Genomic DNA, 15160 nt, shown 5'->3' with positions numbered 1-15160 from the left:
TTGAGATGAGGTGAATTAATGCCCGTTTTTATAAATAACATACGTGAGCAGATAGGCAATTTTTGGAATAAGTTTGATAAAAAGCAAAAAATTCAAATAGGTATTATCGCATTATTATTAATAGGAAGCATTGCACTGCTTCTGTACATCTTAAATAGGCCTAATTACGAGGTTTTGTATTCTGGTTTAAGCACAAAAGATGCAGGTACTGTAGTCGACAAATTGAAAAACGAATTGAAAATACCCTATAAAATTGAAGGAGATGGCAGCACAATATTAGTGCCTGCTCAGTACAAAGATGAGGCGAGAATGCAACTTGCAACAGAAGGAATACCACAAGATGGTTTTAGCTTTAGCGATGCAATGAATAATTCATTAGCTACTACGGATCAAGAGAGAAGAGAGAAGTACATATATTTTGTTCAAAATGAAATACAGAATACGTTGAAGACAATAGATGGGGTACAAGACGCGAAAGTGAATATAGTCGTACCAGATCAGAGCAATTTTGTGCTGTCTAATAGCGACAATTCTTCGACAGCAGCAGTTATGCTGCAATTAAAACCTGGCGTTACATTGACAAATCAACAGATAAACGGAATAACAAATTTCGTATCTAAAAGCGTTCAAGGATTAAGTCCTGACAAAGTTACGATTATTGATGGAAATGGCAAAGTGTTGGTAGCTCAAAATGACAGTTCACTTGATGGAGCAAGTTCTCAGTACGCCCTTCAAATGAAAGTACAAAATGATTTGCAAAATAATATTCAGTCCCTTTTGGAACAAGTTTTTGGGCCAGGAAATGTCATAGTGAGGGCCAGTGTAAACTTGAATTTTGATAAGCAGGTGCAGGACAAAGTAGAATGGCAGCCAGTTATTGACAACAATGGGATTATAAGAAGCACACAGACAATAAAAGAGATAGCTAATGGTTCTAGCAATGGAGCACCAGCCGGTACTGCGACAAACAATCCACCAGGCAGCACTACATACACCACTCAAAATAATGGAAATTCAAGTTATAGCAAGACAGATACGACCATAAATTATGAGATAAATCAGATAAAGACGACGTTAACTTCAGCACAAGGTAAAATACAAAACATATCTTTAAGCGTAGTAGTAAACAACAGTAATTTGACTCCAGCTATGAAACAGCAGCTTACAGATCTTGTTTCAAATGCCGCTGGAGGTAAGAACGTATCTGTCTCGGTTATGGGAATAAAATTTAACAACGATTTATTAAATCAAATGAAAAATAATGGGAAACAGTCTTTCCCATACGTATGGCTTATCGTATTAGGTGCATTGGCTTTAGCTGGAGGTGTCTTCTATGCTATGAAAAAGAGAAGCAAACTTGCTGTGCCTTCTGCAAAATTAGAAGAAGCCATATCTATGGTTGAGCCTTTAGAGGATATAGAAGTACATGACGAGAGAGATGAAAAGAAAAAGCAAATTGAGAAGTTTATTAAGCAAAAACCAGACATAGTAGCTCAATTGATTAGAACATGGCTAAATGAAGAATAGAATGGATGGTGATGTCTACATTGGCGAAAAGTACATTATCAGGCAAACAAAAGAGTGCAATGCTTTTAATAGCTTTAGGACCTTCGACAGCAGCACAAATTTACAAGCATTTAAAGGAAGAAGAAATAGAGCAATTGACATTGGAAATAGCTAATATAAGAAATATATCTCCTGAGGAGAAAGAAAAAATACTGGACGATTTTTATAATATGTGTATTGCACAAGAGTACATAATTGAAGGTGGCATCGATTATGCAAAAGAAATTTTGGAGAAAGCTCTCGGCTCTCAGCAAGCTTTAGAGATAATAAATAAGCTTACGTCCACACTCAAAGTAAGACCTTTTGACTTTGTAAGGCGGGCAGATCCATCTCAAATATTGAGCTTTATTCAAAATGAACATCCTCAAACAATAGCGATGATATTATCGTATTTAAAGCCACAACAAGCAGGTGTTATATTGTCATCGTTACCTGAAGAGATACAGTCGGATGTTGCAATGAGAATTGCAAAAATGGAAGCCACATCGCCAGAGATTGTGAAAGAGGTTGAACGCATACTGGAAAAGAAACTATCTTCTTTGGTGACTCAAGATTACACGTCTACAGGAGGCATACAGACGATTGTAGATATTTTAAATGCAGTCGATAGATCTACAGAGAAGAATATCATTGATACACTGGAGACAAAAGATATAGAGCTTGTAGAAGAAATAAAGAAACGCATGTTTGTATTTGAAGATATTATAACATTGGATAACCGCTCTATACAAAGGGTTTTAAGAGAAGTAGACAATCACGATATTGCCCTTGCGCTTAAAGGCTCTAATGAAGAAGTGCAAAGAGTTATTTACAGCAACATGTCCAAGAGGTTGGCGGATATGATTAAAGAAGATATTCAATACATGGGTCCTGTAAGGTTAAAAGATGTTGAAGAAGCACAACAAAAAGTTGTCAATATTATAAGAAGGTTAGAGGAAGCAGGCGAGATAGTCATATCGAGAGGTGGAGGTGATGAAATAATTGTATAGAATACTTAAAAATGAGGATTGTGTAAATTCAGCTCCTGTGACTATTGAAAAACCTCGTTTAGAAAAAGTGAATGAGCTTACTAATAATAAACTTGATATGGATGATTCTTTCAAATATTTGGAATTTAAAAAGAGACTTGAGAAGATAAGTATTATCCAAAATGAGATTATTAAAGCTGCTAAAGACGAAGCAGAAAATCTTATAAAGAAGGCAAAAGAAATAGCTGAAGAGATAAAGGAAAATGCTAAGAGAGATGGGTACAAAGAAGGATATGAAAGAGGCTATGTTGATGGCTTGAATAAAGGGCTTGAAGATGGTAAAGGCCAAACTTACGGATTATTAGCTGAGGCAAGAGAGATTAAAGAAATGATTGCAGACGAAAAGCGAAATCTTCATAAGGAGATTGAAAGTGATATTGTTTCAACTGTAATTTACTGCGTAAAGAAAATAATTGATCTTAATATCGAAGAAAATAAAGATTTAGTGATTAATCTCGTTAAGAAAGGTTTAGAAAATTATGAAGCATCTAATGTCGTGACTGTTAGAGTTAGTGACGAAGATTATGAGTTTTTAACCAAAAACAAGGACAAGTTATTGAAAAGTTTGAAATTTATTGATGACGTAAATATTGTAAGGGATATTTCCCTCGATAAGTACGATTGCATTGTACAGACGCCATCAGGGATGATTGATTGTGGATTGAAAACCCAAATAGAAAGTATTAGAGAAGCATTAAAAGGTGTTTTAAATGAGCAATAGTAATTTTGTTGATAGGTGCAAAGCTATATTACAAGACAAAAATTTTATCAAGTATTACGGCAAGGTAAGCCAAGTTGTTGGCTTAACAATTGAAAGCGTAGGCCCAATATCTAATATTGGCGATGTCTGTGAAATAAGATCAATAAATGGCACTACTGTATATGCAGAAGTAATGGGATTCAAAGATGATAAAGTCTATTTGATGCCTTTAGGAGATATGGATGGCATAGGTCCAGGTAATAGCGTTGTATCTACAGGGCAAAAATTAAAAATTGGCGTAGGAAAAGAATTGTTGGGAAGAGTTATTGATGCCTTAGGCAATCCGATTGATGGAAAAGGTGCAATAAAATGCAAAAAATTAGTCAGTACTAACAATACACCTCCGAATCCGATTGAAAGAAAGAGAATAAGTGAAGTGATGACTTTAGGTATAAAAGCCATAGATGGTTTGCTTACTTGTGGTAAAGGTCAGAGAATAGGAATCTTTGCAGGCAGTGGTGTTGGGAAAAGTACTTTACTTGGAATGATAGCCAGAAATGCTAAATCTGATATTAACGTTATCGCACTAATAGGTGAAAGAGGAAGGGAGGTTAATGAATTTATTGAGAAGGACTTAGGAGAAGACGGATTAAAAAGATCTATATTGGTGGTGTCTACGTCTGATACTCCTGCATTGATGAGAGTAAAAGGGGCTATGGCGGCTACGTCTATTGCAGAATATTTCAGGGATCAGGGCTTAGATGTATTGCTTATGATGGATTCTGTAACTAGGTTTGCTATGGCTCAGAGAGAGATTGGATTATCAATAGGCGAAGCACCTGTTTCAAGAGGTTATACTCCGTCAGTTTTTTCGGTTCTTCCAAAGCTATTAGAAAGAGCCGGCTCTTCAAAACATGGCTCAATAACGGCTTTGTATACAGTTTTAGTAGATGGCGACGATTTAAATGAGCCAATAACAGACGCAGTAAGAGGTATATTGGATGGGCACATCGTTTTATCGCGAAAGCTGGCAAATAAAGGTCAATATCCTGCCATAGATGTTTTATCAAGCATCAGCAGGGTTATGAATGACATTGTCACTGATGAACATAAAAATTTATCGTTGCGGTTTAAAAACATATTGTCTGTTTATGAAGAATCTGAAGATTTAATAAATATTGGCGCTTATGCAAAGGGCAGCAATCCTAAAATAGATGAGGCTATACTACTTCATGATGACATGATAAATTACATAAAGCAATCGACAAATGAAAAATATGACTTTGACGATGAAATAAATATGCTAAAAAATATATTGAACAGGTGATAATGTGAAAAAATTCAGGTACACTTTGGAGACAGTTTTAAATATAAAGGAACAAAAGCAAAAGATAGAAAAGGAAAAAATGGCAATTTTGATTTCAAAATACGAAGTTCAAAAAAATAAATTAATAGAAATTTTAAATAAAATAGAAAAAATGACGAAGGAAAATGAAGAAAATAAGGTTTTAGGCATTTCAGCAATGAATTTAAGACAATTTAATTTGTACATAGAATCCCTTTACGAGAAATACAACCAGCAAAAAGCCACTCTAAAAGAGATAGAAGAAGAAATCGAAAAAGAGAGGCAAAATCTGATGGAAGTTAGCAAAGAAAAGGAAGCACTGGAAAGTTTGAAAGAAAAGAAATATGAAGAGTATAAGTATCAAACGTTGATAGAACAAAATTTGATGATCGATGAACAGATATCGTACAAAACAGCCAGGTCTACTTTAGGAGGTTAATTGATGGAAAAAGAAGAGTCCATAAACGGAAGAAGGCCATTGCGATTGTTTATAGGTATATTCATTGCATTATTTGTAGTTTTATTAGTTAGCTTGCTGTTTTATTTTAATATCGGTGGAATTAGCAATCATACCTTGAAGATTTTAAGCAATGTACCTGTGTTAAAAGGTTTAATTCAAGTCAAACCCACGACTAATCACGCAGATGAAATAAAAAAATTAAATGAAGAGCTTAGCATAAAGCAAAAAGAATTGCAAAGCGTTCAATCTGCCTTGAGTGATAAAGAAAAAACTATTGAAGATTTGCAGTCACAGCTTCAAAAACAGCAAGATGAGATAAATAGTTTAAAAGCGCAGTCAAACACAAAAAAAACTGATTTAAAGACATTAGCTACGTATTATGAAAGCATGGATCCTCAAAATGCCGCTAATATATTGAATCAAATAACGGACAACAATGTTTTAATAGGCATTTTAAGTAACATGAATAAAGATAATGCATCTAAGATACTTGAACAGTTGGATCCTAAGAAAGCAGCAGATATAACCAAGATACTTTACGCAAATGCTTCCAGTTCACCATAGAGAGGAGATGATAGAGTGGTGCAGGTAATGAACATATTAAGTAGTTTTGTGCAGGTAAAAAATGATGATAAAACGCTGAACAAAAAAGTTTCAGATTTCAAAGACATTATCAAAAATATCAAAAATAGTGCAAGCAAAAGAGATGGAAAAAGCATCGATGGAAGTACACCTTTAGACGACAAACAAATATCAGATATGATAGCAATGATTTTAAATTTAATAAATAACAGCTTTCATTTAAATCTATCAGCAAGCCAAGATAATTTGGAATCTCTTAAAGAAAGCATATTAAATCAGTTAGATAATATAATTGCAAGTCAAAATGGGACTAAAATAAATTTAAGCAAATTGGTAGAAATTATTATAAAAACTTTGAATGATAAGTACAACTTAAAGATTGACGCTAATGATGTTTTGAATGCATTAAAAAATGTTGATTTAACTAAACTTAAATCTGACGTTATTATGTTGGATGCTAATAGCATAACTAAAGATGATGTAATGAATGAGTCAAATCAGAGTTCAAGTGATGTTGATGTACAAAAACAGTTGACAACCATTAATGACAATGGAAATGCAAGATCCAGTACAAATGCATATGATTCTAAAATGGTCGTCGATACAAAAGTAGAAGTTAAAAATGGCAATTTATCACAAAATGAAAGTCAAAGTCAAAATGATAATTTAAATGGAACTCAAAAGGATGCTAACTTTGAAATAAGTAATAAAATATTGTCTAAAAAATCAGATAATACATCTCAGCAAATAAATGACGGTACATTAGTGGAGACAAAGAGTGACAATTTGATTGCTTTTAATGCTGTTCAAAGCAAACAAGTAGCGGCTTTAGAAGGTAATATAGATTCTAAAAACAACGTACAGATAAATGATATAATCGATCAAATTGTTAAAAACGTCAATATAACTAAAACAGATACAGAGTCAAATATAAAAATTCAGCTTAAGCCGGATTTTTTAGGAAATTTAGAAATCAACATAAAATCTGTAGATGGAAGTTTGACTGCTAACATTTTAACTGATAATGAAAAAGTGAAACATCAGATTGAGGCGAATTTAAACATATTAAATAATCAGCTTGAATCAAAGGGAATAAAAATAGATAGTTTCAATGTTTCAATAGATAGAAATATGCAATTTGCATCTCAGTACAGTGGACAAGAGGATAGCAGCCAAAGATATAAAAGTCCTAACAATAGCAAAGTGCATATTAATTATGAAGATTATGATGACGCGGATTTTCAAACGCAAACTTATTCAAGATTAAATAGCATATCCAACGATCATGTAGATGTGGTTGTTTGAAGGAGGTGATATGATGGCAATAAATACGAATTATGATAATAGCTATATGAATACATATACTGATGGCACTAAAGTTACCAATCCAAATTCTGAATTAGGCAAAGATCAATTTTTGCAATTGCTTGTTACTCAATTGGAGAACCAAGATCCTTTAAATCCGATGGATGACAAAGAGTTTATAGCTCAAATGGCACAATTTTCAGCATTAGAGCAAATGCAAAATTTAAATGAAAGCTTTAGTGCTGTTAAAGCTTATAGTTTATTAGGAAAGACGGTTACGGCAAGTGTAGATTCAAATGGTTCCAGTTCCACTGTCACGGGGAAAGTTGATTCAGTGAAATTTGATGGTAGCAACTTGTATTTAGAAATCAATGGAAGTGATGTGTCATTGGATTCTGTAACTTCTGTATCCGATTAATTAAAATGGTTTTAAGGAGGAAAGATCATGTTAAGGTCGATGTATTCAGCGGTTTCAGGACTTAAAGCAAATCAAGCCGAGATGGATGTAATAGGCAACAACATTGCTAATGTAAATACTGTAGGATTTAAAGCAAGTAGAATGACATTTAAAGAAATATTTAACCAAACAATAAAAGGAGCATCAGCACCGCAAGACAATGGCGGTGGTACAAACCCTCAACAAATTGGATTAGGTGTCGCTATAGCATCTATTGATACACTGTTTTCAAATGGTGGTTCTCAGAGAACTGACAATCCAACAGATTTGTCTATAGATGGCAACGGCTTTTTTATAGTGAACAATGGTGGTGCAAATTTATATACAAGAGCTGGGAATTTTTCCTTTGACTCAAATGGCGATCTTGTAACACCTGATGGTTACAAGGTGATGGGGTGGATATCCCAAGATGGGAAAACAGTAAACACAGATACTGGTAATTTATCGCCGATAAGCATCAAGAATTGGTCAAGTACATCACCAGCTTCTACTAAAACGATCCAGTTAGGTGGCAATCTCGATGCAGGTACAAGTGTCGGAAGCTCAGTTAGCTATAATGTTACCATCTATGATTCACAAGGTGGAAGCCATGTTGCCACAATTCAATTTACTAAGCAAGACAATGCTGGAAATTGGAATGCTACAATAACAAATTTTGATGGCACTAACTTGTCCACACCTGTCACAATAGGGACAATTACATTCGATTCAAGTGGTGTAATACAGCAGCCGGCTCCACCAGCTTCTCCTGTAGGGATATTTACAGTAGGCGTATCATCACTTCCAATAACTAATACAAATGCTACATTGGGAGATGGAACAAATATTACTGTAGATCTTTCTAAGCTTACCATGTATTCAAATCCCACAGATATAAGAGAATTAAGCAAAGATGGTAATTCTGCAGGCTCGATTGAAAGCATAAATATTGATCAGTACGGTGTTGTAAGTGGCATATACTCAAATGGCAGAACCCAAGTGATCGGGCAAATAGCATTGGCTGATTTCCAAAACACCCAGGGGTTAGAGAAAGTAGGAAATACAATGTTTATAAATACAGTCAATTCCGGAGATCCAATGATAGGCGCTGCAAACACTGGGACAAGAGGTACCATAGATCCAGGAACACTTGAAATGTCAAACGTGGATCTTGCAAATGAATTTGCTAACATGATTACAACTCAAAGAGGTTTTGAAGCAAATGCAAAGGTAATAACTACATCTGATGAAATATTGCAAGATTTAGTAAACTTAATAAGATAGTTTAATTTATTTTTAGTATGTTAAGAGGGATTAATAAGTGATAAGCGTTACAAAGCTAAATGGAGATGAATTCATCGTCAATGCCGATATGATAGAATTTATTGAGGAGACGCCGGACACTGTTATAAGCTTGATTAGCGGAAAAAAAGTTGTGGTGAAAGAAAAAAAAGGTGATATTATAAGAAAAGTCATAGAGTATAAACGCAAAATTATGTCAAGTTAAATTTTTGCATTTAGAAGAGGCTTAAAATCATTTTTTTAAATATAGCAGAGGTGTTGTCATGAAAAATAACATCATAATAATAATTTTATTAGTAGTTATCATAGCTTTTGGAAGTGCATTTTTCTTTTTTAATTACAACTCAAAACCAGCTAAAATTGTTTATTATAATTATTCTCCTGGCAGCGAGTTTATTACAAACTTAAAAGGAGACGATAAGTTTATCAAGGCTGGCATTGAGTTAGAGGTTACCGATAAAAATGTATTAAAAGAATTAAGCGATCAAAATCCGAAAATAAGAGATGCAATAATTCAAATTTTAAGAAATGAAACTGCTCAAGATTTAGAAGGTTCTGAAGGACAAGCTAAGCTGCAGAATCAGATAAAGAGTCAAATCAATAAAATATTAGGAGCCGATAAGATAACGAATGTTTATTTTGATGATTTCATAGTTCAATAAGGGAGGAGAGTTCTATGGCTGACATACTGTCACAAAGCGAAATCGATGAATTATTAAAAGCAATGAATTCAGGAGAATTTGATGTAAAAGAGATAGAAGAAAATCAGCAGGAAGCAAAAGTTAAACCTTATGACTTTCGTAGACCTAATAAATTTTCAAAGGAACAATTAAGAACTCTCCAAATGATATTTGAAAATATGTCGAGAAGTTTTACGACGTTTTTATCTGGTTATTTAAGGACATTAGTTCAAGTATCAATAGTGTCTGTGGAACAGATAACATATTATGAGTTTAGCAATTCATTGACAAATCCAGTATTCATAGCCGTTATTGATGCAAAGCCGCTGGAAGGACCTATTATACTTGAGTGCAACAATAATACAACATTTACAATAATAGATAAAATATTGGGTGGTATTGGTGCATCTGAAACTGTGCAAAGAGATTATACTGAAATTGAGATGGGGCTTTTAATGAGAATAACAACGCAATTGTTGCCACTGATAAAAGATGCATGGAGCAATGTCATAGAGCTCAACCCAGAGATAACGAGAATAGAGACCAATTCTCAATTTACGCAAGTAATTTCTCCTAATGAAACTGTAGCATTGTGTACAATGTCTTTGAAGATAAATGATAATGAAGGGTTGATAAATTTTTGCCTGCCACATATAACGATTGTTCCTATACTGCCGTTGCTTACTACAAAGACATGGTTCTCTAACGCAGAAAAGCAGACGTATGACATAGGAATAATTAAAGATAAAATATCTAATACATATGTTCCTTTAAAAGTTGTCATAGGCACATCAAAGATAACGGTTAGAGATTTGTTAAGCTTTGATAAAGGCGATGTAATTGAGATAAATAAACGGTATAAAGATCCTATTGAAGTAAAGATAAATGATGAAACAAAGTTTTTAGGTGTTCCAGGGATTAGAAACAAGAAATACTGCGTTCAAATAACTGAGATTTGCAGCGAAGGAGATGATGCGGATGAGTGATATTTTATCACAAGATGAAATTAATGCATTATTAAGCGGTATGTCTGGCATAGAAAATAGCAAAAGCGATGTAATTCTAACTGAAGAAGAACAAGATGTTTTAGGTGAGATAGGAAATATTAGCTTTGGAACTTCTGCAACAACTTTGTTTACGCTTCTCAGAAACAAAGTAACTATAACAACGCCTAAAGTCAGCATTGTTAACTGGGAAAGCTTAAAGAAAGAATTCAATATACCATACGTTGCTGTTGAAGTAGAGTATACAGAAGGCATTAAAGGTAACAATCTTTTAATTTTAAAGGAGCAAGATGTACTTCGCATCACTGATTTAATGATGGGTGGTGATGGGAATGTCACTGAAGGAGAGATAACAGAACTTCATTTGAGTGCTATTGGAGAAGCAATGAATCAGATGATTGGTTCTTCATCGACTTCGCTGTCTACACTCATTGGCGAAAGCATAAATATTTCGCCGCCAAAAGCTTTTATCGTGGATTTTAACAAAGGATTGCCAGGAGACATCTCGTTTCCTGAAGGAGATATAGTCAAGGTTGCATTTAAGATGGTAGTTGGAGATATAATTGACAGTGAAATCATGCAATTGATTCCTATTTCATTTGCTAAAAAGCTTGTTGAACAGGTGATGTCAAAAAATGTAGAAAATTCTCCAAAAGGTTCTTTTCAAGATGTTAATGATGATGATATAATAAATACTGGTACTGCAGGAATAAAGAATGATTTCAATGAAGAAATTAGACATGAAGAGCAAATAAGCCAGCCAAAAAGTAGAAAGGTCGATGTGAAGCCGGTCGTCTTTAAAGAGCTTGACGCTTATGAACAGACAGTTTCAGAAAAAGAAAATATAAATCTTATTATGGATATTCCACTAACTGTCACTGTTGAGTTGGGACGTACAAGAAAATTAATAAAAGATATATTAGAACTTAATGAAGGCTCTATAATTGAGCTTGACAAATTAGCTGGCGAGCCTGTAGATATATTAGTCAATGGGAAATTTATTGCGAAAGGCGAAGTAGTAGTAATAGATGAGAATTTCGGCGTCAGAATACTTGATATAGTAAAACAAAGCAAAAGAATAAATTCATTATAATACGAGGAGGATTTGGTCATGAGCAAAATAATGATTGTAGATGATGCAGCTTTTATGAGGATGATGATAAAAGATATAATAACTAAAAACAATCTTGGTACTGTGATTGAAGCAGAAGATGGATCTGTAGCCGTAGAAAAGTACAATCAAGAGAAACCTGATTTAGTGCTTATGGATATTACAATGCCAGAAATGGATGGCATCCAAGCTGTAAAACAAATAGTTAAAAAGGATCCGAATGCAAAAGTAGTCATGTGTTCAGCTATGGGACAGCAAGCAATGGTTATAGAAGCAATACAGGCAGGTGCAAAAGATTTTATAGTAAAGCCGTTTCAACCAGATAGAGTTATAGAAGCCGTCAAGAAAATGTTGAAATGAGGAATTTGGATGTCCAGCGATAACCTGTTTATTGAAGCTGTAGCATTTCTTTTGATATTTATTTTAGTCGTGTTTTTAGCTTATTATGTAACTTTGTTTTTAAATAAAAAAGCGTTCAATATATACAAAGGAGAAAATTTTGAAATTATAGATCATCTAGCTTTAGGCAAGGATAAAAACTTGTATATAATTAAAGTTTGCAATGAATACATGCTTTTTAGTGCTACAAGTGATTCTATTATTTACATAAAAACTTTAGACGAAAAAGACTTAAAAATAAAAGATAAAAGTTTTAACTTTGGGCAAAGTTTAAATATTTCATTAAACAATTTAAAGAGATTGTCAATTAAAAATCTGGGTGGTAATGAACATGATAAAGATAAAAAAATTTAGCTGGCTGGTGCTTGTATTGCCAATTTTATTGACACAAAATGCATATGCAGCTCCAAATAATGCTTCATCTTTAATAACGGTCAATGCTCCATCGACTTCTAATGAAGTCGCATCAAGCATCCAAATAGTTCTTCTTTTAACTGTATTGACATTAGCGCCATCAATACTTATAATGATGACTTCTTTTACGAGGATAATTGTTGTTTTGTCGTTTTTAAGAAATGCCTTAGGTCTACAGCAAATGCCTCCAAATCAAGTTTTGATTGGTCTGGCTTTGTTTTTGACGTTTTTTATAATGGCACCAGTTGGTTCACAAATAAATAAAGATTCTATTCAGCCATATATGCAAGGAAAAATAACGCCACAAGAAGCTTATGTTAAGGCAAGAGATCCACTAAAGAACTTTATGCTTAAGCAGACCAGGAAAAATGACTTAAATTTGTTTATCAATTTGTCAAAGTTAAAAGTAAAAAGTGTAAATGATGTTCCTTTGCGAGTAGTCATACCGTCATTCATAATAAGTGAACTAAAAACGGCGTTTGAAATTGGATTTATCATATACATACCGTTCTTAATCATAGACATGGTTGTTGCCAGTGTATTGATGTCAATGGGGATGTTCATGTTGCCACCTGTACTTATATCCTTGCCATTTAAACTTTTGCTTTTCATACTGGTGGATGGATGGAATATTTTGGCTAAGTCTTTAGTAATTGGTTTTAGATAAGGGAGGGATTAATATATGGATCCGGGATTAGTTCTTGATATAGGCAGAGAAGCATTAATGGTGACCATGATGGTTTCTGCGCCACTTCTAATTATATCATTGCTTGTAGGATTAATAATAAGTATTTTTCAGGCCACAACACAAATTCAAGAGCAGACGTTGACATTTGTGCCGAAAATTTTAGCAATATTTGCATCTATTATATTGTTTGGTCCATGGATGCTTACGGTACTTATTAATTATACTCAAAAATTAATATTAAATATTAACAGTTTTATCAGGTAGATAATATGGAGTTAAGTTATTATATTTTAAACAATGTACAGTACTTTTTAATAGTATTTGTTAGAATGCTGGGAATCTTTATATTGACACCGCTTTTTGGGACTAAGACATTGCCTTCCACGTTTAAAATAGGACTTGCTTTTTTTACATCAATAATGATTTTTGAATTAGTAAATGTGAAAATTGATGCAAATAATTTATATCAATACGTTGAAATTGTTTTTAATGAGTTTTTGATTGGCTTATTGATTGGTTTGTCTTCTATGATTTCATTTAGCGCTATATATTTGGCTGGACAAATAATAGATTACCAATTGGGCTTTAGCATTGTCAATGTCTTGGCGGCTGGTGAAGAAACACAGGTGCCTTTAATTGGAAATTTTGTATATATACTTACATTATTATTGTTTTTACTTATAGACGGTCATCACAAGCTTTTTCAGTTGCTTTTTCAAAGTTATAGTATGATACCTGTAGGCACGCCATTTTTACATTTAGAAAGCATTAATACAGTCATTACAAAGATTGTATCGGATATGTTTGTTTTAGGATTTAGAATAAGCGCACCGATTGTTGTGTCAACTTTGCTTACAGATATAACTTTAAGCATAATATCAAGGACAATACCACAATTAAATGTATTTATGATAGGTATGCCTATAAAAATATTCGTTGGCATTTTTACATTGTTTATTATGCTGCCAATGTATTTAGCGGTTATTGACGTCTTGTTTAATGGAATGTACTCAGATATATTTGCGCTTTTTAAATCAATTGTCAAAGGATGACAGGAATTGAAGCTACAAATTTTTGCAGGTGAAAAAACAGAACCGGCAACACCCAAGAGAAGGCAAGACGCAAGGAAAAAAGGACAAGTATTTCAAAGTAGAGAAGTTACTTCAGCACTTGTAACAATAGCAGGTTTTCTCGTCATATATTTTACAGTGCAAAATAGCATTGCTGAAATCATGAATTTAATCAAATTCCTTTTTTTAAATTATGGTGGTGCCAGCGATAATGTATTTACGATTAATGGCATATACAAGTTGTTTGAGATGGTGTTTTCTGTTTTTATAAAACTGATTTTGCCAACCATTGCAACGGTATTTATAATAGCTCTTATATCAACTTATGCGCAAGTTGGATTTGTGTTTACTTTAGAGACTTTGAATTTTAAATTAGAAAGATTAAATCCTCTTGATGGTTTAAAAAGGATGTTTTCTAAAAGGAGTTTATTAGAACTTGTAAAGTCAATCATTAAAATTAGCATATTGGCGTACGTAATGTATTCATTTTTGATAGGTCAGTATAAGGGTATTCCACAACTTTTAGATATGTCTGTGCAAGATCTTATTAAATATAACATGAACATATTTGCTGGCATATTGTTGAGGATCTCTTTAGTATTGGTGGTTTTAGGAGCAATAGATTACGTATATCAGTGGAGAGAATATGAATCAAATCTTAGAATGAGTAAAGAAGACATCAAAGAGGAATTTAAGGAAACTGAAGGCAATCCTCAAATAAAATCAGAAATTAGAAAGAAACAAAGGCAGATTTCCATGAGAAGGATGATGCAAAACATAAAAAAAGCCGATGTTGTCATAACGAACCCTACACACATTGCAGTAGCTTTAATGTATGATAACGAAATTAATGATGCACCTGTTGTCGTAGCAAAAGGACAAGATTATATAGCTCAGAAAATAAAAGAAGAAGCAATTAAGTATTCGATTGCGATTGTTGAGAATAAACCATTGGCTCAATCTTTGTATAAAACAACGGAAATCGGTGATAGCATACCGCCTGAATTGTATAAAGCAGTTGCAGAGGTTTTGGCTTATGTATATAGTTTGAGGGGAGAATAGGAGGGATA

Annotated in this window: 19 protein-coding genes; all 19 read left to right on the top strand. The window is 33.4% G+C overall.

The features are described 5' to 3' along the window. Positions 1-18: 18 nt before the first annotated feature. The 19 genes from fliF to flhB are packed head-to-tail and all read left to right on the top strand — an operon-like array spanning position 19 to position 15152. Positions 19-1527, top strand: coding sequence for a flagellar basal-body MS-ring/collar protein FliF (gene fliF / locus HNR52_RS03365; protein ID WP_435619696.1), 1509 nt, complete (start codon positions 19-21; stop codon positions 1525-1527). Positions 1528-1538: 11 nt separating this feature from the next. Then, the gene (gene fliG / locus HNR52_RS03360) at positions 1539-2555 is read left to right on the top strand and encodes a flagellar motor switch protein FliG (protein ID WP_013788105.1); all 1017 of its coding nucleotides are present in this window, start codon (positions 1539-1541) and stop codon (positions 2553-2555) included. After that, positions 2548-3315, top strand: a complete 768-nt coding sequence (locus tag HNR52_RS03355; protein ID WP_435619695.1) for a FliH/SctL family protein — start codon at positions 2548-2550, stop codon at positions 3313-3315. Before fliG ends, HNR52_RS03355 begins: the two co-directional genes overlap by 8 nt. Next, positions 3305-4621, top strand: coding sequence for a flagellar protein export ATPase FliI (gene fliI / locus HNR52_RS03350; RefSeq protein ID WP_013788103.1), 1317 nt, complete (start codon positions 3305-3307; stop codon positions 4619-4621). The genes HNR52_RS03355 and fliI overlap by 11 nt, the downstream gene beginning before the upstream one ends. Before the next feature lie 25 nt (positions 4622-4646). Beyond that, entirely contained in the window at positions 4647-5078 is a 432-nt protein-coding gene (locus HNR52_RS03345) for a flagellar export protein FliJ (RefSeq protein ID WP_435619694.1), read from the top strand. 3 nt (positions 5079-5081) lie between these two features. Further along, positions 5082-5663 (top strand): MotE family protein, encoded by a 582-nt coding sequence (locus HNR52_RS03340; protein ID WP_013788101.1) that lies wholly within the window; start codon positions 5082-5084, stop codon positions 5661-5663. Positions 5664-5678: 15 nt separating this feature from the next. Beyond that, positions 5679-6986: a flagellar hook-length control protein FliK gene (locus tag HNR52_RS03335; RefSeq protein ID WP_013788100.1), complete on the top strand. Its 1308-nt coding sequence runs from the start codon at positions 5679-5681 to the stop codon at positions 6984-6986. A gap of 13 nt (positions 6987-6999) precedes the next feature. Next, complete coding sequence (gene flgD, locus HNR52_RS03330; protein ID WP_013788099.1) at positions 7000-7404, top strand: flagellar hook assembly protein FlgD; 405 nt, start codon at positions 7000-7002, stop codon at positions 7402-7404. Positions 7405-7431: 27 nt separating this feature from the next. After that, a complete protein-coding gene (locus HNR52_RS03325; RefSeq protein WP_013788098.1) occupies positions 7432-8706 on the top strand; it encodes a flagellar hook protein FlgE in 1275 nt (424 codons plus the stop codon). 37 nt (positions 8707-8743) lie between these two features. Beyond that, positions 8744-8929 (top strand): flagellar FlbD family protein, encoded by a 186-nt coding sequence (locus HNR52_RS03320; protein WP_013788097.1) that lies wholly within the window; start codon positions 8744-8746, stop codon positions 8927-8929. A 58-nt stretch (positions 8930-8987) separates the two neighbouring features. Continuing rightward, positions 8988-9386 carry a flagellar basal body-associated FliL family protein gene (locus HNR52_RS03315; RefSeq protein ID WP_013788096.1) on the top strand — a complete coding sequence of 133 codons (399 nt, stop codon included), beginning with the start codon at positions 8988-8990 and terminating at the stop codon, positions 9384-9386. Between the two features lie 14 nt (positions 9387-9400). Beyond that, positions 9401-10390 carry a flagellar motor switch protein FliM gene (fliM, locus tag HNR52_RS03310; RefSeq protein ID WP_435619693.1) on the top strand — a complete coding sequence of 330 codons (990 nt, stop codon included), beginning with the start codon at positions 9401-9403 and terminating at the stop codon, positions 10388-10390. Beyond that, positions 10383-11501 (top strand): flagellar motor switch phosphatase FliY, encoded by a 1119-nt coding sequence (gene fliY / locus HNR52_RS03305; RefSeq protein WP_435619692.1) that lies wholly within the window; start codon positions 10383-10385, stop codon positions 11499-11501. Before fliM ends, fliY begins: the two co-directional genes overlap by 8 nt. 18 nt (positions 11502-11519) lie before the next feature. After that, positions 11520-11879 carry a response regulator gene (locus HNR52_RS03300; protein ID WP_013788093.1) on the top strand — a complete coding sequence of 120 codons (360 nt, stop codon included), beginning with the start codon at positions 11520-11522 and terminating at the stop codon, positions 11877-11879. A 9-nt stretch (positions 11880-11888) separates the two neighbouring features. Next, a complete protein-coding gene (locus tag HNR52_RS03295; protein WP_013788092.1) occupies positions 11889-12272 on the top strand; it encodes a flagellar biosynthetic protein FliO in 384 nt (127 codons plus the stop codon). Continuing rightward, the gene (gene fliP, locus HNR52_RS03290; RefSeq protein ID WP_013788091.1) at positions 12250-12999 is read left to right on the top strand and encodes a flagellar type III secretion system pore protein FliP; all 750 of its coding nucleotides are present in this window, start codon (positions 12250-12252) and stop codon (positions 12997-12999) included. The genes HNR52_RS03295 and fliP overlap by 23 nt, the downstream gene beginning before the upstream one ends. A 15-nt stretch (positions 13000-13014) precedes the next feature. Continuing rightward, positions 13015-13284 carry a flagellar biosynthesis protein FliQ gene (gene fliQ / locus HNR52_RS03285; RefSeq protein ID WP_013788090.1) on the top strand — a complete coding sequence of 90 codons (270 nt, stop codon included), beginning with the start codon at positions 13015-13017 and terminating at the stop codon, positions 13282-13284. A gap of 5 nt (positions 13285-13289) precedes the next feature. Further along, positions 13290-14072 carry a flagellar biosynthetic protein FliR gene (gene fliR, locus HNR52_RS03280; RefSeq protein WP_013788089.1) on the top strand — a complete coding sequence of 261 codons (783 nt, stop codon included), beginning with the start codon at positions 13290-13292 and terminating at the stop codon, positions 14070-14072. A gap of 6 nt (positions 14073-14078) precedes the next feature. After that, positions 14079-15152, top strand: a complete 1074-nt coding sequence (gene flhB / locus HNR52_RS03275) for a flagellar biosynthesis protein FlhB (RefSeq protein ID WP_013788088.1) — start codon at positions 14079-14081, stop codon at positions 15150-15152. Positions 15153-15160 lie beyond the last annotated feature (8 nt).

This window comes from Thermoanaerobacterium thermosulfurigenes, assembly GCF_051201035.1.
Taxonomy (GTDB): domain Bacteria; phylum Bacillota; class Thermoanaerobacteria; order Thermoanaerobacterales; family Thermoanaerobacteraceae; genus Thermoanaerobacterium; species Thermoanaerobacterium thermosulfurigenes.
This window is presented reverse-complemented; position numbering and strand designations above follow the sequence as displayed.

Coding starts and splice junctions, on each gene's coding strand:
- HNR52_RS03295 (WP_013788092.1), top strand. CDS start 11,889: ATGTCCAGCGATAACCTGTTTATTGAAGCTGTAGCATTTCTTTTGATA.
- fliP (WP_013788091.1), top strand. CDS start 12,250: ATGATAAAGATAAAAAAATTTAGCTGGCTGGTGCTTGTATTGCCAATT.
- fliR (WP_013788089.1), top strand. CDS start 13,290: ATGGAGTTAAGTTATTATATTTTAAACAATGTACAGTACTTTTTAATA.
- fliF (WP_435619696.1), top strand. CDS start 19: ATGCCCGTTTTTATAAATAACATACGTGAGCAGATAGGCAATTTTTGG.
- fliQ (WP_013788090.1), top strand. CDS start 13,015: ATGGATCCGGGATTAGTTCTTGATATAGGCAGAGAAGCATTAATGGTG.
- flgD (WP_013788099.1), top strand. CDS start 7,000: ATGGCAATAAATACGAATTATGATAATAGCTATATGAATACATATACT.
- HNR52_RS03340 (WP_013788101.1), top strand. CDS start 5,082: ATGGAAAAAGAAGAGTCCATAAACGGAAGAAGGCCATTGCGATTGTTT.
- HNR52_RS03300 (WP_013788093.1), top strand. CDS start 11,520: ATGAGCAAAATAATGATTGTAGATGATGCAGCTTTTATGAGGATGATG.
- fliI (WP_013788103.1), top strand. CDS start 3,305: ATGAGCAATAGTAATTTTGTTGATAGGTGCAAAGCTATATTACAAGAC.
- HNR52_RS03315 (WP_013788096.1), top strand. CDS start 8,988: ATGAAAAATAACATCATAATAATAATTTTATTAGTAGTTATCATAGCT.
- fliM (WP_435619693.1), top strand. CDS start 9,401: ATGGCTGACATACTGTCACAAAGCGAAATCGATGAATTATTAAAAGCA.
- HNR52_RS03325 (WP_013788098.1), top strand. CDS start 7,432: ATGTTAAGGTCGATGTATTCAGCGGTTTCAGGACTTAAAGCAAATCAA.
- fliG (WP_013788105.1), top strand. CDS start 1,539: ATGTCTACATTGGCGAAAAGTACATTATCAGGCAAACAAAAGAGTGCA.
- fliY (WP_435619692.1), top strand. CDS start 10,383: ATGAGTGATATTTTATCACAAGATGAAATTAATGCATTATTAAGCGGT.